The sequence below is a fragment of the Micromonospora sp. BQ32 genome, assembly GCF_059358895.1.
Genome location: NZ_JCADBI010000004.1, coordinates 1 through 19,060, shown reverse-complemented (window position 1 = coordinate 19,060; position 19,060 = coordinate 1). Strand labels below are relative to the sequence as shown.

Sequence of the window (19,060 nt, the reverse complement as noted above, 5' to 3'; positions counted from 1 at the left end):
GTGGCTCATCCGGAGATGACGCTGACCGCGATACCGATGCTCACGGTGTTGTAGACGAAGGCCAGAACCGAATGTGAGAGAATCTGCAGACGAATGCCGGGGGTCTGCGTCTCCACGTCGGACACCGAGAACGTCGTGCCCAGCGTGAACGAGAAGTAGGTGAAATCGACGAACGTCGGCTTGTCAGTGTTCGGAAAGACGAGCACCGGCTCGGGCAGGGCGGCGTAATAGGTCTTGGAGTACCGCTCGGCGTACCCGAAGTGCAGAATGGCCCAGGCGAACAGAACCGCCGGAATGCCGACAGCCGAAGCGGCCGTTTTGTCGAGGCCGTCCCCGCTCGTGACGATGGACAGTCCCGCACCGATCCCCACCACGCTGGTGAAGATGGTGAAGATCAGTCCGGCGCGTCCGCCGAGACCGTGAGCGAGCCAGCCGGTCGTCGTGCTGTTCCGCGCACGGCGCAGACGACCGATGCGAATCACCAGGTAGGCGATGGCCAGGGCATCCCAGAAGAAGAGGATGAGGTTGGTGCGGGCACCGGTGGTGAACAACACCACGATTCCGAGAACGATGAGAGCTGCCTCGATGAAGCGGGACGCGATGAGCGCCACCTTGCTTGCCATGAACCTTCCTTAAAGATCGACAGCATTGCCTTCCGCTACGACGTGCGCGCAGGACGACTGTTCATCAGCCTTCGTCAGCGGTGGCGAAACGGCAGGTGGCGCCCGGCATGACACGGCTGCTCATGGTGAGCCGGCATGCCGGGCATCCGTCCCGGTCGATCAGCGCACGGTGTTCCGGGCGGCTTCGACGATCAGGTCGGCCACCGCGTCCGGCTCGGAGACCGTGACCGCATGCGAGGCGTTGATCTCGACCGTGCGCGACTCGGCCCGCTCGGCCATGAACCGCATCGAGTCGACCGGGATCGCCAGGTCCTGCTTGGTGATCAGGAACCAGGAGCGAACCGACTTCCACGCCGTCTTCGTAGCCTTCTCGTCCAGCGCCGCGCTCGTGATGGGCCGCTGCGTCGCCGCCATCAGAGCCGTCTCGCTGCGCGGCACATCGGCCGCGAACACGCGCCGGAACTGGTCCTGCTTGATGTACAGGTCCGTGCCCGCGCCCGCACCCGGAACCGTCACCGGCACCTGATTCAGCGCCTCTCCCAGCTGGCCGCCCGGGAACTTCGCCGCAAGGCCAGAGGTGCTCTCCCCCTTGTCCGGGGCGAAGCTGGCGATGTACACCACCGCCTTCACGTCCTTGTCGCCGTCGGCGGCCTCACTCATCACCGAACCGCCGTACGAATGCCCGGCCAGCACGATCGGTCCCTGGACCCCGGCCAGGACGCTGCGCAGGTACTGCGCATCCGAGTGCAGACCCCGCAGCGGGTTCGCCGCCGCCACCACCGGATAACCGTCGCGCAGCAGCTCCTTGACCACGCCGTTCCAGCTCGACGAGTCGGCGAACGCGCCGTGCACCAGCACTACGGTCGGCTTCTTCGCCGACGGCCGTGACTGCGCCACCGCACCGGCCGACCCGGCCACGAGCGCAGCCACTGCCACGCCCACGGTCATGGCGGTCCGGAGAGCCACCCGCTTCGGCGTACGGCAGAGATCACGCTTCATGGAAGTTGTCCTTTCAGGTGGAACCGGTCGGAGGGGCTTCAGATGGTGGCGGCGGCCCGGAGGATGAAGTCGGCCACCGCCTGCGGCTGCGACACCGGCAGGGCATGCGATGCGCCGGTAATCTCGACCGACTCCCGAGCGTTGGCGCGCTCGGCCATGAGACGGAATGTCTCCAGCGCGATGGGAGGTCGCGTTCCGGCAAGATGAACCAGGACGGGATGGTCTTCCACGCCGGCTCGCCAGAGGCTCCCGGCCCTTACGCCGAATCAGTCATTCGCCCACCGCCGGCGCGCGTCCGGCACGACACGGTCAGGTCATCAGTCCGGATAGCCGGTTTTCGTCCGCTCAGTGCCGGCGATCGCGGGCCGGTGCCCCGGACTACGGCGCCCGCGCTGCCGTGAGTCACCGCACTGATCGGTTAGGTCATTCGACAGATACCTGGTGTCCGGTGCGATCCATGGGTTCCGGTGAACCGGCCCGACCCGCGTGCGTTGTGTCGCAGTGTCCCCCCATTGCCGTCGCAAGGCGATCACCGTCCTACGGAGGACCGATGCGAAAGACATTCCCTGCCGCGCTGCGCGTGCTGATCGCTGGCGTGCTGAGCCTGGGAGGCACAGCGATCACCAGCACCAGCTCGGCCTCGACCTCGACCGGCGGAACCGGCCGCATAGCCTGGCATCCCTGCGCGGAGCACGAGGCCGATCAGCGCTTGCAGTGCGGGTCGATCACCGTTCCCGTCGACTGGGCCCGGCCGGACGGCCCCACCTTCGAGCTGGCTCTGGCCAGACGCCCGGCCTCGGACCCCGCAGCCCGGATCGGCACCCTCACCTTCCATCCGGGTGGGCCAGGCCTGTCCGGCATCGACGCGGTGTTCGACGATCGCTACTTCAATCAGGAGGTCCTTCGCCGCTTCGACGTCGTCGGCTTCGACCCGCGTGGTGTCGGCCGAAGCAACCCCGTCGTGTGTTCGGCCGAGCTTCTGGCGAAGCGGCCGCAGCCGGTGCCGGCGAACAAGCACGCCTACAACGCCCTGGTCACGTTCAACCGAGCGCTGTACGAGGACTGCCGCCAGCGCACGGGACCGTTGACCGACCATCTCGACTCAGTGAGCGTCGCCCATGACGTGGACGCGATCCGGGCCGCGCTGGGAGAGAAGGCAATCACCTTCTACGGAGTTTCCTACGGCACACTGACCGGCCAGGCGTACGCCGAGAACTACCCACACCGCCTCCGCGCGATGGTGCTCGACAGCCCGATGGACCACAGCCAGTCCGGGCAGTCGTTCTTCGTCACCCACACCGCGGCGGCCGAGAACATGCTCACCCAGTTCGCGTCCTACTGCGACCGGACGACGACGTGCGCTCTGCACGGCCGCGATATCAAGGCGCTGTTCGCCTCGTTGTCGGCGCGAGCGGACAACGGCGACCTCAGCGGCTATACCCGATACGGCCTGAGCGCGGAGTTCCAGTTCACGACCTGGCTGCCCGCCAACTGGCCCGCGCTGGCGGACCGGCTCGCCGCGTTGGACAGTGGACAGGCAACGTTCTCCACCGCAGCCGCCTCCATGGCAGAGGTGCAACCCCTGGCGGATCTCGCGTTCTGCCAGGACTGGCGGACCGGTGTCCGGAGCTTCACGGACTTCTCACGCATCGCCGAGGAGGCCGCATCGGTGGCGCCTCACCTGCGGGTCGGCGCGGCAGCCGCAGAGTCCTTCGGCTTCTGCCTCGGTTACCGCGGCAATGTCACCAATCCGCAGCATCCCGTGGACGTCGACACTCGCCGTCCCGTCCTCGTGGTCGCCGCCCAGCACGATCCGGCCACTCCGCGCCGCTGGGCGGCCACGGTGGCCGAGCAGATCGGCCCGAACGCACGACTGTTCACCTACCAGGGGTGGGGTCACGGGGTCTACCGCCAGCATCTGCCGTGCCCCGATGCGGTCGTCGACCGCTATCTGATCGGCGGGCGGCTGCCCGCACCGGGCGCGAGATGCGCAGCGGTGGAACCACGCCCCTGAGCCGAGTTGAGCGGAGCCGCGTCGCTGTCGGGCTGCCGGGTGAGAATCCACCGGCAGCCGACAGCGGTAGCACTACAGTGGCGGCTACGGCTCGATCACGAGCCGGGTGATGGAATCGCCGTCGAGGGTGAATCGGTAGTGCAGATCGACCGGTGGCACCGGCAAATTCGGTGGTGTACGAATATTCGCCGGACGATTTGTCCACCCAGCCCAGGATCTGGTCCCGGCCGTCATAGGTGCGCCCGTCATCGGTCACGACAGCGCCAACGGCGAAGGTGTTGATTGCGGTTTTGTTGTCGTAAGCCTCGTGCGCGGGCAGATACGTGGTGATGGTGGCCGGCAACTCGTCTCACGAGAGGGCGGTGCCGCTGCCTGATGTCTTGTCCATGCCACTACGGTCGGCTCTCCCCCGGGGAGAAGGTCAACACCGTCCGCTCATGTCACTCCGGCATCACAAATTATTCAGCTCACCCTCCCTAAGTTCGGTGGCGGCCGCTGTCACAGCTCTCCACCACCGAGGGGATGCACTGTTCCATGTCTCGTCCGGATCACTCGTCCGATGCCGACGACCGCATGCGTCAACTGGTGTCCCGGCACTGCTTGCCGGTGACCCGCTACGTCTCGGACATGACCTCCGATCAGGGCACCGAGGACCTGGTCCAGGAGACGATGCTGCGAGCGTGGCGGAACCTGAGCGCCCTCCCGGCCGGCGAGCAGGCCGGCCGCCGATGGTTGCTCACGGTCGCTCGCCATGTGGTCATCGACGAATGCCGCCGGAAGCGGGCACGTCCGGTCGAGGTGGAACCGCCGGCCGAACACGATGCGCTCGAGGATCTGACGGCCTCGGTGGCCATCGCCAATGTGACGCTGCGGGAGGCTGTGGCCGGTTTGAGCCAGGCCCACCGTGACGTGCTGATCGCGATCCTCATCGAGAACCGCTCACCGTTCGAGGTGGCCGAGTGCCTCGGCATACCGCTGGGAACGGTGCGGTCGCGCCTGCACTATGCCCTGGAGGCCCTCCGAAATGGGGTCATCCGCTGAGCGGGCGTACGAAGCCCTCGCCTCAGCTTCCTTCGAAAGCAGCCGGGCGAGCTCGGCTGGTCGCTCCAGGTGCGGCAGGTGACCTCCGGGCAGCACCATAACGGCAGTGGCCGCAGTCAGCCAACCGACGTAGGGTGCCGGCGGTTTCGCCGCGGTGACCCATCGATAGCTGATGCCCCGTGCGGCGATCGAGTACCGCATCCCCGGCCCGCCGAGCCAGGTCGACGATCTGGACGCGGTGGCCAGCCGCACCAGCAACCGGATCAGCGCCATGTCGAGAACGAGGAACTCTCCCCGCGACAGCGAGGTGAGGGCCAGCTCGACAACCGCGTCTTGGCCCGAGTCCAGCGACACGACCGCCGCGAGATCCAGAGCCGGACCCGGCTAGCCCACGGTGAGCAACCACACCGCCTGCACCGTTTTTACAGGCCGCCCGGGCAGCAGGGCGGCCAGTTCCGCCTCGGAAACGGGGCCAGATAGTGGTGCTGGCCGGACCTCGTGGCCGCGGTGGTGGTGGCCAGCATCGCGGCGCCGCCGAGAACCAGCCGGCCGAGATCCGCCGGGCCCGTGGCCGGGCCGAGATCATCGAGGATCACCAGCCGAGCGCCCGGACGCCGGCCACCGGCGCCCGACTCACCGGCATCCGGCGCTGTCGGGCCAACTCCGCCGCGACCTCGGCGAGCACCGTCTTCCCGGGTCCGCCAGGCCCACCACAGTCAGCCGCCCGCCCGCCCGCGCCGGGGACGGCCCGGTCCAGCAGCCGTTACACGACGGCGAGCTCACGACGGCGAGCTCACGACGGCGTCTGATCATGGCGTTCAGCGTGGGCGTCGCCGCCGGGTGCGTGTGGCGGTCGTCAGGCGGGGGTCAGCCGGAAGACCGGCCAGCCGATCTCGGTACGCCATCGCCCGGCGTCGGCGGTGTCATGGCGCCGAGACTGCCTCGGCACCCGGGACAGCGAGCAGCGACGCCAGCCCGCCGGCCGCCGAAACCAGCGCCAGCGACTGCCTTCGTGGACGGAACGCGAACCTCATGTACCACGCCTACTGTGATGGAGAATGGGCCGGCGTCCGCCGAGTGATGGGCAGTCCGGCCGCTTCACACGAACTGAGCGGATGACGGCCTTCCGCTGGAGACGTCGGAAGACCGTCATCGCTCTCTGTTCGACGGGGTTCCTGCCACGGTTTTCAGCCCCATGCGTAGACCGGCGTGGTGGACCTCACGCCAGCGCGTCCTACTCGAGCCGGAGCTGGCGCAAATTGGCCGAGGCGACGTGGAGCACGTCGTTCCCCGAGCCGTTGAGGATCGAGCGGGTGGCCCAGAGGGTGAAGCCCTTCGCCTGCTCGAAGCTGACCTTGGGCGGGAGCGCGAGCTCCTCGCGTTCGGTCACGACGTCGACGAGCGCGGGGCCGGGGTGCGCGAAGGCGTCCTTCAGCGCGCTCTCCAGGTCACTCGGCCGCTCCACGCGTCGCCCGTACAGGCCGATCGCCTGCGCCACGTCGGCGAAGCTGGGATTGGTCAGGTCGGTGCCGTAGTTGAGCACCCCGGCCGCTTTCATCTCGAGCTCGACGAATCCCAGGGCCGCGTTGTTCAGCACGACGACCTTGACCGGCAGCTGTTGCTGGCGCAGCGTGAGCAGCTCGCCGAGCAGCATGGCCAGGCCGCCGTCACCTGACAGCGACACCACCTGCCGCGACGGATACGCCGACTGCGCGCCGATAGCCTGCGGCAGCGCGTTCGCCATCGACCCGTGGGTGAACGAGCCGATCAGCCGCCGCCGCCCGTTCATGCTCAGGTAGCGCGCCGCCCACAACGTTGGAGTGCCGACGTCCGGTGTGAAGACGGCGTCCTCGGCGGCGAGCCGGTCGATGGCGGCGACCACCGTCTGCGGGTGGATGGGGCCACGACCGCCTCTTGCGGTGGCAAGCGAGTCGAACCGGGCCCGCGTACGCCGATAGTGGCTGATCATCAGGCGCAGATGCTCGCTGCCGTGGTCCGTCAGACGCGGGAGCAGCGCGGTGAGCGTCTCTTTGACCCCGCCGACGAGGGGCACGTCGACCGCGACCCGCCGCCCGATCCGCTCGCCGCGGATGTCGACCTGCACGACCTTCACGCCGTCCGGATAGAAGGGCCGGTACGGGAAATCGGTGCCGAGCATGAGCAGGGTGTCGCAGTGCTCCATCGCGCGGTAACCCGACGGAAAGCCGAGAAGCCCGGTCATGCCGACGTCGTACGGGTTGCCGTACTCGACGAACTCCTTTCCCCGCAAGGCGTGCACGATCGGAGCCTGTAGTCGTTCAGCGGTCGCCAGCAATTCGGCGTGCGCTCCTTCGCAGCCCGCGCCGGCGAGGATCGTGACCCGCTGCGCCGCGTTGAGCACCTCGGCCGCGGCCGCCAGGTCGTCCTCGCCGGGCACCGTGACCGAGGTGGTCGCCTGCACCGCTCTGACTCGCGTATCGGACGGCACCCGGCCCTGAAACACCTCACCTGGTACGACCAGTACGGCGACGCCGCGCCGCTCGATCGCGGTACGCATCGCGATCCGCAGCATGCGCGGCAGCTGTTCGGCCGTGCTGACCAGTTCGGCGTAGACGCTGCACTCGCGGAACAGGTCCTGCGGGCGGGTCTCCTGGAAGTAGCCGGTGCCGATCTCAGCCAACGGGATCTGCGCCGCGATGGCCAGCACCGGCACGCCGCTGCGCTGCGCGTCGAACAGGCCGTTGATGAGATGCAGGTTGCCGGGTCCGCAACTGGCCGCGCAGACGGCCAGTTCCCCGGTGACGGCGGCCTCCCCGGCCGCGGCGAAAGCCGCGGCTTCCTCGTGCCGTACGTGCTGCCACGCGATGTCGTCCTCGCGGCGGATAGCGTCGGTCAACCCGTTGAGCGAGTCACCGGGCAGACCATAGATGCGGCGAATGCCCGACGCCTTGAGGGTGGCCACCAGATGCTCGGCGGCTGATGTCATCGTTCCTCCGTGCGATAGCTGCAATGGTCGCCGCGGGGCGGGCCGCGAACCGCGACCCGCCGCGGCGCGCCGGTCAGGCGAGGATGGTCAGGTCTTTCACCGTGTACGACAGCGATCCGCGGAAGCCGACGCCGACGCGCTGGATGGCCAGGTCGGCGATCTCCTCGCGCGGCGACGGCAGGAACCGCAGGTCACCCGAGCCGATCCAGGCGTTGTCGACCATGAGGCTGGTCAGCACCGACTGGGTCAGCTCGTGGACCGCGGGGTGATCGTGCTGCCCGGCGGTGAGCCGCGGAAAGTGCCGCAGGTTCACCAGCGGCCGGGTCAGCGCCGGCAACCCAGTGGTGGGCTCCTTCAGCGTGACGTCCAGCTCCGCGATCCGGCGGCCGCCGGCCGACAGGCTGCCGCCGAACCGGCCGCCGGGGCCGAGCACCGGCGCCGCCTGACTCGCCACCGCATACGCCCGGGTCTGCCGGATCTGGCCGAGCTTTTTCGGGAATCCCTGCACCCACCCGCGGGCCAGCGAATTGTCGTTGTCCACATAGATGAAGGGACACCAGGTGACCGGCCTGCCCTGGTAGCTTGCGTCCAGGAAGACCAGGAACTCCGAGTACTGGCTGTAGGTCGGGTCGAGCCAGTCGGCCGGCGTCGCTGCGAACTGCCACTCGACGCACATCGCGAAACCGTGGCCGGGCTGAGCAGGATCCGGGTCGAGGCCGGTCGGCAAGGCGGCCGCCGCGGCGGCGGGCGTGGTCCAGAACTCGACCCCGAGAGCGTCGGCGACGTAGTGCCACGGCGGCTTGGGGGCCAGGTTGGCTACGCCGCGGGCGCTGAGCGGAACGGTGTAGCCCTTCAGCCTTTCCGGCGTGGTTGCCGCGGAAGGCGCGGCCTGGGCCGGCCGGGCCGGGCCGATCACTCCGGTCGCGGCCACTGCGGTGACCCCGAGCCCACTCAGGACGGTGCGCCGGTCGACGTCTCTCTCCGTCATATCTCTCCCTCGGTGCGAAGTGGCAGCGGCCGGGCGACCGCTCCCGCACTCATCGAGACGGACCTAGTCGGCCGATGTTCATCGGGCCAGGAGTCATTGGCGCGCTCGGACGGCGTTACGAATCCCAGGGGCCAGAATTCAATGCATCGGTCCGTTTTTCTTGTCTACAAAGTCATGTGTCAATTAGTTGCCGACGCAAGGGACCTACGAAAGGCTGGTGGTAGCGCGCGCGGTCGGCTTGACAAGAGAATCGATCCAGGAGGACTCAGCATGGGCAAGAAGATTCGTACTGTCGCGGGCTTGACCGCAGCCGGCGTCATGGCGCTGGTCGGCCTGCAAGCTCAACCCGCACAGGCCGCCGTCGACGTCCCGGAGTCGGGCCTGAGCATCTTCGAGGGCACCTTCGCCAAGATCCTGCTGTACGTCGCCGAGCCCGACGGCACCTGCCTGGCCATGCCCCCGAGCGCGGCCTCGCTCACCGGGGAGCGCATCGTCGAACAGGTAAGCGCCTTCACCGGCCCGAACTGCACCGGAGGCCAGCAGAACCTCGGCACGTTCCGCACCTTCACGGCCGGCAAGTACCAGTCGTTCCGGGCGTACTCGTTCTGATCAGCTCGGCGCTTGCCACCGCCGCCTTGCGAGCCCGAGCACGCAAGGCGGCGGCCGTGCCGACGCCCGCCGGCACGGCACCGGGCCTGGTGTCGCCCGCATCACCAGCCGGCAAGGTCGGTCGTCCACGCTCGGTGACGTCACCATCACCGCCGTCGCCACCCAGCACCTGTCCCGCTTCGACCTCGACTTCGCCGGTCGGGGTCCGGCCGGCGTCGAGGTCAACGGCAAACCGGCCCACTTCTTCCACAAGGGCGAGGAACTGGTTGTCGTGCCCTGGTCCGCGTTCCACGTCCCGGGCGACGTGACGCTTCGAGTTCTCGGCCAGTGTGTGGAACTCGGGTCGACCGCGAGCGGCGCCCGAATGCGTGCCACCACCTGCTCCGGGCCGGCGCGGCAGCAGGTCACCCTTAACGCCGCCCGCGACCTGGTGAGGGCTTCGGCCGGCATGTGCGTGGACGTGCCCGACTGGAACAGTGGCAATGGCGTGCCGGCGCAGATCTGGACCTGCGCCGGCAGCGACAATCAGAAGTGGAACTGAGCCGCTCAGGCACCGGCGGGCAAGCGGGTGTGCTGCGGGATGCTGCCGAACTTGCCGGAGTGAAAGTCGCGGTACGCCTGCTCGATCTCGTCGCGCGAGTTCATCACGAACGGGCCGCTGGCGTACACAGACTCACCGATGGGGCTCCCGGCCACGAGCAACACCTTGGTCTGCTCGTCCCCGTCGCCGGTGGCCAGCGCCAGCGTGGTCGGGTCGCCCGGCCGCGTGACCGGATCGGACCAGGCGATCTGCCCGGCCCGCACAGTGCGGCCGCCCGCCATGAGCCGACCGGAGATCACGTACGCGAACGCACGCTGGTCGCCGTCGAGCAGCTGCCGATACTCCGTCTTCGGGTCCAACGTGATCAGCATTCCGAGGATCGGCCACTGGTTGACCGCCGGCCCGTGCATCGTCGCGGTCTCACCCGAGATCAGCTGGACCAGCACACCGGGCTCGGTGTGCACGGCGTGCATGCCGGCCCGCAGGTCCTGATAGCGGGTAGGCACCATTTTCTGGTCGGACGGCAGGTTGACCCACAGCTGCAGGATGTGCGCATGCTCCGACCGGGCGGCGACCTCACGGTGGATGATGCCGCGACCCGCGGTCATCCACTGCACGTCCCCGGGCCCGAGTACTCCGGCGCGGCCCATGCTGTCGCCGTGCTCGAGTGCTCCGTCCAGGATCAGGGTCACGGTCTCCATGCCGCGGTGCGGATGCCAGTCGAACCCGGGCTGGTTGACCAGCTCCTCCCCCATCACCAAAAACGGATCGGTCCGGGCGTTCTGGCCCGGGGCGATGATCAGCGAGCTGTGCGCCGACATGGGGGTCGGACCGAGTTCGACCTTGTCGAGCACGCGCTGCACTTTGCGGGCCATCGGTGCGTTGTGCGGGGACATGATGCCCTCTTTCTCTTCGCTTGATGGAAGCGTCCTGCCGCTCGACCGGGTTGGCAAACGCCTCGAAAGCTACTTACTCTGGAGAAGTGAACAAGCCGCACAACACTCGGGTCGACGAGGAAAGCTGCCTGCGCATCCTGCGCGCGATCGACATCATCGGCACCCGCTGGACCGGACCCATCCTGCTCGCCGGGGCTCGCGGCGCCCGGCGCTTCAAGGAGTATCGCGCGATGGTCCCGGGCATCTCGGATCCGCAGCTCACGCTGCGCCTCAAGCAGCTGCAGGAGCGCCACCTCGTCGAGCGCTCCGTCATCCCCAGCACACCGGTCCAGATCACCTACGCCCTCACACCGGAGGCCGAGGAGCTGATCGCCTCGCTGCAGCCGTTGTCGCGCTGGAGTGAGCGCTATTTCCCGCCCCCTGGTGATGCGTGACCACAGCGTGCGGGCATTCCGGCCGGAGACCGCCGCCCACCGGCCGCCCCCGCGGCCTCCTTGTCGCTCTTCGGGGTATAGACGACGACCCCGTCGTGCTCAACAGGCGGATCCGCGTCGATATCGGGATTTATGAAGAGGTTGGCCGCATAGGCGGCACCCCGGTAGTACATGAGCAGCCGGTCCGCGGCCGCGTCGCGCTCCACCTCGGGGTCGGAGTCGAGCATCAGCTCAGGCGCGTACGCGGCGATCAGATCGTGGGCGCCGTAGCGACCGGGCCGGCGCTCTAACCAGCCTGCTGCCTACCAGCTCGCCGAACACCGCGCGGGCATTACGCACGGACAGGCCACGAAGGCTCGCCACCGCCGGAAGCGTGACGTCCGGGCCCGGATGCAGTGCCAGCAGACGGGACAGGCGCGCTCGGCGGTTCGACGGTGATCGCTCTGACCGCGTTCGTTGTGACCGCGCTCATTGACCGCCTCGGGTGGGTTCTGCGCGGCCGGGACGTCGCGCCGTTCTTCTTGCAGGTCACTGGTGCCCTGATGGCGACCGTCACCACGCTCGGCCTGCTGGCCGCCGGCGCGCTGCCCACCGACACCCAGCCATCGCTGATCATCGCGGCCGGTCTCACCGCTTTGCTGTCGGGATTGACGGTGGTGGGAACCGTCCAAGACGCCATCTCTGGCTTCTATGTCACGGCGGCCGGCCGTGCGGCGGAGATCGCGTTGCTGTCGGCCGGACTGCTGGCGGGCGTCATCCTCGGCCTCAAACTGGGCCTCGTGCTCGACCTCGATCTCAACCCGGCCGAGCCCCTGCCGGCCGAAATGGCCGGCTTCGGCCTCACCACGGTGGCCGCGGCCATGTCGGCGGCCATGTTCGCGCTGGCCACCGATGCACCGCTGCGCTCGCTACCGGCCGCCTTCGTCATCGGGGGAACGGCTTGGGCCGCCTACGCCGCCGTCACCATGCTCACGGATTTCGGCTTGGTGGCCGCCAGCGGTGTCGCGGCCATCGTGGTCGGACTGGCGACGGGTCTGTCCCGGCGCGGCTCCGGCCAGCTCACGCAGGCCATCCTGTTGTCCGGGGTCATCCCGCTCCTCCCGGGCCTTACCGCCTACCGGGGCTTCTATCAGCTGGCCACCCAGGACGTGGTGAGCGGCCTGGTCACCCTCATTCTCGCGCTCGCCATCGGGCTGGCCATCGCCGCGGGTGTGGCGTTCGGAGACCTCATTGCATGCCCCGCCGCCGCCCGCCGATCCGTCAAACACCGGTGATAACGCCTCGTCAAGCAGCTGCTCGAACGAGGTGACAACGTCGCGGCGACAACTCGTTCGGGCCGGCGCCTCGGTCGGGCCCTCGGACCCGTTCCCCCGCGAACGGCTGCTGTCGCGCGAGCTCGACCTCACCGACGAGTCGGCGGTGGCTACGGCGGTCGCCGCAGCTGAGGACCGTCTCGGCGCGGCCTCGACGTGGTCGCCAACAATGCCGGCTACGACTTCCTCGGCGCAGTCGAGGAGACCAGCAACGCCGAAGTCCAGCGGATGTTACAGGTGCAGATCTTCGTGCCTGGGATCTGCTGCGCGCGGTTCTGCCGGGCATACGCACCGCCAGCCGCGGTCACATCATCAACGTCTCGTCTGTCCTGGGCCTTCGGCCTTTCCGGGCTGGGCCCTCTACTGCTCCGCCAAGTACGCCCTCAAGGGGCCTGTCGGATGCGCTCGCGGGCGAGGTCGCCGGATTCGGCATCGAGGTCAACGCCATCGAGCCGGGCTACACGCGGACCCGACTCCCTGCGTCCGCCGGCGCTCAGCCTGCCGGAACGCCAAGCGGAGGGATACGGGGCGATCCGTGAGATGACTGATGCCCAGCTGGCAACGCCGGGCACTCAGCTCGGCGATCCGGTCAAGGTCGCGGCCGCGATCATCGAGGTCGGGGTGTCCGGCAAGGCGCCGCTGCACCAGCTGCTTGGTTCGGACTCCTACGGCTCGCCCGAGGGCGGGTGAAAGCCTTGGCTGAGGACTTCGAGGCGGGCCGGGACTTGCCAATCACCACCGACATCACGTCGGCCTGAAGGGCCACTCGATGCGTTGCGTGCCGCGAGCGGCTTGAGGAACTCGCCCACTGAACACGGACTTCCGTCTCCCAATGAACAATCCGGCCAGAGCAGCGTCAAGTAGTTCGATGGTGCCCTTCCGTGCTCCACGGGAGGCCACCATCGCAGGTGGACAGACGACGCAGCCCTCACCTAGGGAGCCCTTGTGAGCATTTTTATTCCCGGAGCCGACATGGATGCACGCGACGCCGCCGGGGGCGGCCTTCACGTGGCCGCCGGTCAGGGGGTGACCAAATGGTTCTCCGGTGACGTCTACACCGTTCGCCTTCAGGCGGCCCAGACCGGCGGCTCCGTCGGAATCGTGGAGGCCAGCGTGCCTCCCGGTGGCGGTCCCGTGCCGCATACTCACGCCGAGCAGGAGGAGACCTTTTATCTGCTCTCGGGTGAACTCGAGTTTCTGGACGGTCAGCGGACCTTCACCGCGTCTACCGGCGATATCGTCCACATTCCCCGGATGGTTCGTCACCGTTTCAAAAACGTCGGTCTGCACACGACGAGGTTGCTTTTCATCTACACGCCGGCTGGTGCCGAAGGTCTGTTCGTGGAGGGTGGCGACGAACCTGAGCCGGGTGTGCAGGTCGACAACTGGGGACCCGAACGTTTCGACGAGAGCATGCTGAGCTTGTTCCGCAAATACGGCGTGGAGGCTGTGTAGCCTGTCCGGGAGTCGGAACCGACGTTGAATCACCGACCCCGTACTGTCCTCGCCCGTCGACTTCTCGCCCTGTCCGCCACCGTGCTCGTCATTGTCGCGAGCGCGGTGGCGGCTCCGAGCCTCACTACGGCCACCAGGGCCGCGGCGCCCCGCCGGACGTTTCGCTCAAGTCGCATGGGACGCTCCTCCCCCGGTCAACGGGTTCGCCTGACACAGGCATCGGCCGGGGCACGACTTCCCGTGCCTTCACCGGCCGGCTTCGCCCATCGTGCCGATCGGCAGTCACTTAAAAGTGGACCTGAGGTTGAGCCTCAAGCGCGGCCGGCGCCTCCGTCGGGTCCGAAAGCTCACCGCCCGCTGCTCGGGGACGGTCCAGCCGAAGCGAATGGCGGCCAAACGCATGAATGTGGTCACCACCACGCAGACGATGCCGGCTACCGGCATCGGTGTGCCGAACTCAACGAGCAGGATGAGTGCACCGGCCCCGGCTCCAGCGGCGACGGCATAAAGGCTGCCGATGTGCAGGAAGGAGATCGGCCGGCTCATGATGATGTCGCGTAACATGCCGCCTCCGATGGCTCCGATGACACCGACGACCAGTGCCCCGGTTTCGCCGACGCCGAGAGACAGCGCCTTCGAGGCCCCGACCGCACCGAACAGTCCCATGACGATCGCGTCAAGCACGGTGATCAGCCAGTCCGCTCGGGCGAACACCGGCTGCAGCACCATGCCGAAAATCGCTGAGGCGCCGGCCACCAGCAGGTACCAGTTCATCCAGATCACGACGGGCGACTGGTTGAGCACAACGTCGCGCAGCAGGCTTCCCCCGACCGAGACGGCGAGCCCGACAACGATGACCCCGAGCACGTCAATGCGGCGGTGTCTCTCCCCGGCTGCAAACAGGGCGCCTTGGAGGCCGCCCAGTCCCGCGGCGAGCAGCTCGATCCAGAGCGCCACCTGGAACGGCGTGGTGGACATGCGGTCACACTCCGACAAGGCTCGGGGCCGGCTCACGTGAGGTGCGAGCCGGCCCGGGGTGAAGTCGTAGGTAGGTCAGTGAGCGCTGCCGCCGGCGTTCTGCGCGGCGGTCACGATGACGTCGGAGACGACGCCGGGCTGGGTAAGGAAGAGAGCATGGCTAGCCGAAACGTTGGTAATCTCGGCGCCGATGCGCTTGGCCATGTGCTGCAGCATCGCCTGGTCGAACGCCCTGTCCTCGGTTGCGATAACCGCCCAGCTCGGCTTGCCGCGCCAGGCGGCGTTCTTCACCGCCGTTGAGAACACCGCCATGTTGATCGGCACCTGCGAGTCGCGCAGGAAGGCGGCATCGGCGTCGCTGGTGTCTGCGGCGAAGCCGGCCTTGAACTTGTCGCCGTTGAGCAAGCCGTATCCGTCCTCGGAGACGTCGATGACGAAGTCGGGCGTCTCGGCGAACCCCTCGTACTGCTGGACGCTGGTCTCGCCCGCGTCGGGGGCCAGGGCCGACACGTAGACGAGTCCGGCGACCTTGGGGTGAACGCCGGCCTCGGTGATGACCGTGCCGCCCCAAGAATGGCCAACCAGAATCGCGGGGCCGTCCTGCAGGTCGAGCGCCCTGGTGGTCGCCGCGACGTCGTCCTCCAGCGAGGTGAGCGGGTTTTGCACGATCGTGACCCGGTAGCCCCGGGCCGTCAGCTTGTCGTACACGCCGCGCCAGCCTGAACCGTCGGCGAACGCGCCGTGCACCAGCACGACGTTCTTGATCTCTTTTCCAGTGGTGCTCATGAGGCTCGTCCTTTCGATGCCGCGCCGTCGCTGCCGGAGCGGGGTCCACGTGGTTCGACTGACCATCCCGTCATGCAATATATTGCATGACGGGTGCCGCGACAAGAGTGAGCGTGCTAACACCGACAGTGCCACGGTCAGGGCGCGGCAGCTCGGCCTTCGCGCAGGTCGAGGTAGGTCTGCAGGGCTGCGGCGCGGTCGCCGAGCACGGCCGGGTCGGCGATGTTACGGCGGAGGCCCCACGAGGCGAGGGTGACGAAGCTGCTCGACCGGCCATGCTGCTGGGGGTGCCGGTCGACGAGCGCGCCCAATTCCGTATCTGGTCCGGTTGTTGCCGCGGTCGGCCTCGGACGCCCTTGATTCTGGGATCTCGTCGACCAGGGGCAGGAGTTGGGTGACATCGTGCCGGTTGCCGCCGGTCAGGCTCGCGAGGGGAATGCCGCCCGCGTCGGTGATGACGTGGTGTTTCGAGCTTGGCTTGCGGCGGTCGACCGGGCTCGGACCGGTTTTGGGCCGCCCTTGAGCGCCCGGATGTGGGAGTCGTCTACCACCGCCCGGGACATGTCGAGTTGGTCGGCGGCCGCGCAGTTTGCCGAGCAGGACCTCGTACAGTCGTTGGCACACGCCGGCGTCATTCCAGCCCGCAACCTACGCCAGCAGGTGACGGCCGACCCAAACCCACGCTCTTGGGGTAGGTATTTCCACGGGGATCGCGGTGTAGAGCACGAACAGTATCCCGCACAACACCTCGCGGTCATCCAGCGGCTTGTTGCCGGGGTAGCGGCTGCCGCCGTGGTGGTCGGGTTGGCAGCAGCGGCGCGATCTCGGCCCACAGGTCGTCCGAGACGATCCACTGCAGCTGCTCACCCCTCCTCACGTTCAGACAGAACGATCCGTTTGCCTAGAGGCTTGCCGCGAACCCGCGAAGGTATGGCAACGCTGACTTCGATCCACACCCGCGAGCAAGCGTTGCTGATCCAATGACAAATCGCTCTTCGGGAAACAAGACCGAACAACAATCGAGGCAAGTCAATGGTGATGGCAGCCGGTGCGGCGGCCGGTTAGCTGAAGACGGCCGCCGCACCGCTTCGATCAAGGGGTGATGTAGGCGGTGTCGAAGTAGTCGCCGTTCCTCATATTGTAGAGCCTGACCTTGCAGTTGCCCTGATTGCCGACCTTGAACACATAGGAATACTGGCGATTCGCCACGGTGCTGAAAGTGCCTCCGTCACCGAACCACCGGTTGTTGGCACAGATCAGATTAAAATCCAGTAGGAGACCGCCGCCATCGCCGTCCGTAGTGATTACCGCCCGGTAGCCGGGGTTCGAGTCAATATTCGCACACAGATTTCCGAAGGAAACATACGGTACGCTGCCGCAGGTACTGGTCGCAGCCTGCGCCGCCGTGGGGGCAGTCAGCAGAGCCAGCCCTGCGACTACCGTCCCCGTGACTGCGGTGGCAGCCATACCGATGGATTTCTTCAACGCTCTCGCTCCTCTCGCACGACCGCTCAGCCTTGCCGGTCGATGACAGATGTGGCCTTCATCCAAAGAGGACGATGGCGAGTGACCCGAGTTCACACGTCACTCCAATAGATGTCGGTGACGTGAGTCACCGGGGCACCCGCAGCGCCCTGGAGTGGTTCACAGCGGTCGAGCCCGACACCGGAATGGCACCTTTCGCCGCCGCGATGGATCTGGCCTGCAGTTGGACGACAAAGGAGCAGCGGGTGTGTCGCCGGTTCTGGGTGGCCGGGCCGGAGTGCCCCGCGGCGACCCGGCCCGTGCGCGCCGTCCTCTCAGGATGGCGAGCACGGACGGATCGGGCTGCAGCGGGGGGTGCCGGCACCGGAGGTGGGCGACGACAACCAACATCTCCCTGGTCGCTGCAGCGACTGAGGGCCGTCGGAGGGGATCCTGGCGGGCCTGCCTACTGCGGTAGGCCTTGGTAGTCAGCCGGGCCGGCGACTTGACCGCCGTCGACCAATACCTCGCTGCCGGTGACGAACTTGGACTCGTCGGATGCGAAGAACAGCACGGCCTGTGCGATGTCCTCGGGTACGCCGACACGACCGAGCGCGATGTTGCTGGTGTCGAAGACGACGCCCTCGGTCATCGGGGTCCTGGTCTGCCCGGGATGCACCGCGTTCACTCGGATGCCGTCTCGACCCAGCTCCAGGGCAGCCGTCTTGGTCAGTCCCCGCAGGCCCCACTTGGAAACCACGTAGCCGAGCATGCGCGGTACGCCCTGGAAGGCTGCCACCGAGCCGATGTTGATAATCGATCCGCCCCCGGCGCGTCGCATGCTTGCGGTGACTGCCTGAAGGCCGTTGAAGGCTCCGATGAGATTGACGTCCAGCGTGTGCTGCAGGCGCGCGACGTCCCAGTCGTCCAGGACGCCGGGGTCGGCGATGCCGGCGTTGTTGACCAGGATGCCGACCGGTCCGAAATCATTCTCGGCGTCCCGAACGACCTCGGCCCAGTCCGCCGGGGACCGGACGTCCAGTCGGCGGGCGACGACGTTCGCACCCAGCCGCGCTGCGAGTTCCTCGGCGCTGTCGGTGTCGACGTCAGCAGCGATCACGTGGGCTCCCTCGGCGGCGAGCAAGCTCACCGTGGCCGCCCCCATCCCTTTCCCCCCGCCGGTGACGATTGCCGTCTTACCCTCTACCCGTCCCATGATCGAACTCCTTTCCCGGCCGTTGCCAGCCACTCCGGTACCGTGCGCCGATGGCGTGCGGAATTACTTCTCGTCGAAGTCGGTGCCACGGGATAGCGACTCCCAGGCTTCCCGCTCCTCTTGCGTCTGCTGGGCCGCCGCGTTGAGGCAGGCATCGATCCGAGCGGAATCGGTCACGTCCAGCTCCCCCGCCTCGGCCCGCCCCGGGTAGGCAGAGGCGAGCTCGGTCGTCCCCTTGATCCGGCGGTCGGCCGCGATGACCCCATTGCCGGCCGCCAGCGCCGCGTGAGATCTCGCGACCGGGCCCCGAGCCCCGAGCCCGCTCCCGTGACAAGCCAAATCCGTGCCATGAGGGTCAGCTTTCTCCATCAGTGATCCGTCACCTACTACGTAGATGATGCACCACCCTTTGAGCCGCGACAAGGCGTGTCAAAAGCGTCACAGTGAGCGCGGGGTGTGGCTGTTGACAGAGCCTTCTACGCCAAAGGCAGGCTCTCTAGCTGCGGATACCCGGTCGAGATCTCGCACGCCCCTCCAGGAAGATCCGTCGGGACAGCATGCCTAGACGAGTGATGAGTCACTCAAATCGATACCGTCTGGCCTGCTGCCTAGACTGGCATGGTGACTGAGGCCGAGCAGTTTGACGACCGTGAGCGACGGACCTGGTACAGCTTCCTGACGATGCAGGAGGACCTGCGTCGGCACATCAACCGTCAGCTTCTCGCCGACTCCGGGCTC

At 67.6% G+C, this 19,060-nt stretch carries 20 protein-coding genes and 1 pseudogene; 9 read left to right on the top strand and 12 right to left on the bottom strand.

What is annotated here, in order from left to right; all coding sequences use genetic code 11:
* Window positions 1-5 precede the first annotated feature (5 nt).
* Window positions 6-623, bottom strand: coding sequence for a DUF1345 domain-containing protein (locus AC5L30_RS09690; RefSeq protein ID WP_494866604.1), 618 nt, complete (start codon window positions 621-623; stop codon window positions 6-8).
* A 159-nt stretch (window positions 624-782) separates the two neighbouring features.
* Window positions 783-1,622, bottom strand: coding sequence for an alpha/beta fold hydrolase (locus AC5L30_RS09685; RefSeq protein WP_494866603.1), 840 nt, complete (start codon window positions 1,620-1,622; stop codon window positions 783-785).
* 580 nt (window positions 1,623-2,202) lie between these two features.
* Between AC5L30_RS09685 and AC5L30_RS09680 the strand changes: the two genes are divergently transcribed.
* A complete protein-coding gene (locus AC5L30_RS09680; RefSeq protein WP_494866602.1) occupies window positions 2,203-3,636 on the top strand; it encodes an alpha/beta hydrolase in 1,434 nt (477 codons plus the stop codon).
* A gap of 534 nt (window positions 3,637-4,170) precedes the next feature.
* Entirely contained in the window at window positions 4,171-4,677 is a 507-nt protein-coding gene (locus AC5L30_RS09675) for a sigma-70 family RNA polymerase sigma factor (protein WP_494866600.1), read from the top strand.
* Between the two features lie 1,234 nt (window positions 4,678-5,911).
* Here AC5L30_RS09675 and poxB read toward each other — a convergent pair.
* Both poxB and AC5L30_RS09665 read right to left on the bottom strand, forming a co-directional pair.
* Complete coding sequence (poxB, locus tag AC5L30_RS09670) at window positions 5,912-7,642, bottom strand: ubiquinone-dependent pyruvate dehydrogenase (RefSeq protein WP_494866599.1); 1,731 nt, start codon at window positions 7,640-7,642, stop codon at window positions 5,912-5,914.
* Window positions 7,643-7,715: 73 nt separating this feature from the next.
* Window positions 7,716-8,630 carry an acetoacetate decarboxylase family protein gene (locus AC5L30_RS09665; protein ID WP_494866598.1) on the bottom strand — a complete coding sequence of 305 codons (915 nt, stop codon included), beginning with the start codon at window positions 8,628-8,630 and terminating at the stop codon, window positions 7,716-7,718.
* A gap of 270 nt (window positions 8,631-8,900) precedes the next feature.
* Here AC5L30_RS09665 and AC5L30_RS09660 point away from each other — a divergent pair, with 270 nt between their 5' ends.
* Both AC5L30_RS09660 and AC5L30_RS09655 read left to right on the top strand, forming a co-directional pair.
* The gene (locus tag AC5L30_RS09660; RefSeq protein WP_494866597.1) at window positions 8,901-9,239 is read left to right on the top strand and encodes a hypothetical protein; all 339 of its coding nucleotides are present in this window, start codon (window positions 8,901-8,903) and stop codon (window positions 9,237-9,239) included.
* Between the two features lie 271 nt (window positions 9,240-9,510).
* A complete protein-coding gene (locus tag AC5L30_RS09655) occupies window positions 9,511-9,780 on the top strand; it encodes a ricin-type beta-trefoil lectin domain protein (protein WP_494866596.1) in 270 nt (89 codons plus the stop codon).
* Window positions 9,781-9,785: 5 nt separating this feature from the next.
* On the opposite strand, the gene AC5L30_RS09650 is transcribed toward AC5L30_RS09655, so the two are convergent.
* On the bottom strand, window positions 9,786-10,676 hold the full coding sequence (locus AC5L30_RS09650) for a pirin family protein (protein WP_494866594.1): 891 nt from the start codon (window positions 10,674-10,676) through the stop codon (window positions 9,786-9,788).
* An 86-nt stretch (window positions 10,677-10,762) separates the two neighbouring features.
* Here AC5L30_RS09650 and AC5L30_RS09645 point away from each other — a divergent pair, with 86 nt between their 5' ends.
* On the top strand, window positions 10,763-11,110 hold the full coding sequence (locus AC5L30_RS09645; protein ID WP_494866593.1) for a winged helix-turn-helix transcriptional regulator: 348 nt from the start codon (window positions 10,763-10,765) through the stop codon (window positions 11,108-11,110).
* Here AC5L30_RS09645 and AC5L30_RS09640 read toward each other — a convergent pair.
* Window positions 11,083-11,337: a hypothetical protein gene (locus tag AC5L30_RS09640; protein WP_494866592.1), complete on the bottom strand. Its 255-nt coding sequence runs from the start codon at window positions 11,335-11,337 to the stop codon at window positions 11,083-11,085. The two genes, AC5L30_RS09645 and AC5L30_RS09640, sit on opposite strands and share 28 nt — an antisense overlap.
* 168 nt (window positions 11,338-11,505) lie before the next feature.
* On the opposite strand from AC5L30_RS09640, the gene AC5L30_RS09635 reads away from it, so the two are divergent.
* The 4 genes from AC5L30_RS09635 (at window position 11,506) to AC5L30_RS09620 (ending at window position 13,878) form a co-directional block, all read left to right on the top strand.
* Complete coding sequence (locus tag AC5L30_RS09635; RefSeq protein ID WP_494866591.1) at window positions 11,506-12,384, top strand: threonine/serine exporter family protein; 879 nt, start codon at window positions 11,506-11,508, stop codon at window positions 12,382-12,384.
* Between the two features lie 167 nt (window positions 12,385-12,551).
* Window positions 12,552-12,962, top strand: a complete 411-nt coding sequence (locus AC5L30_RS09630; protein WP_494867179.1) for an SDR family NAD(P)-dependent oxidoreductase — start codon at window positions 12,552-12,554, stop codon at window positions 12,960-12,962.
* 1 nt (window position 12,963) lies between these two features.
* Window positions 12,964-13,113 (top strand): hypothetical protein, encoded by a 150-nt coding sequence (locus tag AC5L30_RS09625; RefSeq protein WP_494866590.1) that lies wholly within the window; start codon window positions 12,964-12,966, stop codon window positions 13,111-13,113.
* 255 nt (window positions 13,114-13,368) lie between these two features.
* On the top strand, window positions 13,369-13,878 hold the full coding sequence (locus tag AC5L30_RS09620) for a cupin domain-containing protein (protein WP_494866588.1): 510 nt from the start codon (window positions 13,369-13,371) through the stop codon (window positions 13,876-13,878).
* A gap of 282 nt (window positions 13,879-14,160) precedes the next feature.
* On the opposite strand, the gene AC5L30_RS09615 is transcribed toward AC5L30_RS09620, so the two are convergent.
* The 6 genes and pseudogenes from AC5L30_RS09615 to AC5L30_RS09590 form a co-directional block, all read right to left on the bottom strand.
* Window positions 14,161-14,856 carry a trimeric intracellular cation channel family protein gene (locus tag AC5L30_RS09615; protein WP_494866587.1) on the bottom strand — a complete coding sequence of 232 codons (696 nt, stop codon included), beginning with the start codon at window positions 14,854-14,856 and terminating at the stop codon, window positions 14,161-14,163.
* Between the two features lie 75 nt (window positions 14,857-14,931).
* Window positions 14,932-15,642 carry an alpha/beta fold hydrolase gene (locus AC5L30_RS09610; protein ID WP_494866586.1) on the bottom strand — a complete coding sequence of 237 codons (711 nt, stop codon included), beginning with the start codon at window positions 15,640-15,642 and terminating at the stop codon, window positions 14,932-14,934.
* Between the two features lie 137 nt (window positions 15,643-15,779).
* Complete coding sequence (locus AC5L30_RS09605; protein WP_494867211.1) at window positions 15,780-15,953, bottom strand: hypothetical protein; 174 nt, start codon at window positions 15,951-15,953, stop codon at window positions 15,780-15,782.
* A gap of 14 nt (window positions 15,954-15,967) precedes the next feature.
* Window positions 15,968-16,501: pseudogene (locus tag AC5L30_RS09600) on the bottom strand (IS5 family transposase); the annotation flags it as partial.
* Between the two features lie 233 nt (window positions 16,502-16,734).
* Window positions 16,735-17,127 carry a hypothetical protein gene (locus AC5L30_RS09595; protein WP_494866585.1) on the bottom strand — a complete coding sequence of 131 codons (393 nt, stop codon included), beginning with the start codon at window positions 17,125-17,127 and terminating at the stop codon, window positions 16,735-16,737.
* A 445-nt stretch (window positions 17,128-17,572) separates the two neighbouring features.
* A complete protein-coding gene (locus AC5L30_RS09590; RefSeq protein ID WP_494866584.1) occupies window positions 17,573-18,322 on the bottom strand; it encodes an SDR family NAD(P)-dependent oxidoreductase in 750 nt (249 codons plus the stop codon).
* Window positions 18,323-19,060: the final 738 nt, after the last annotated feature.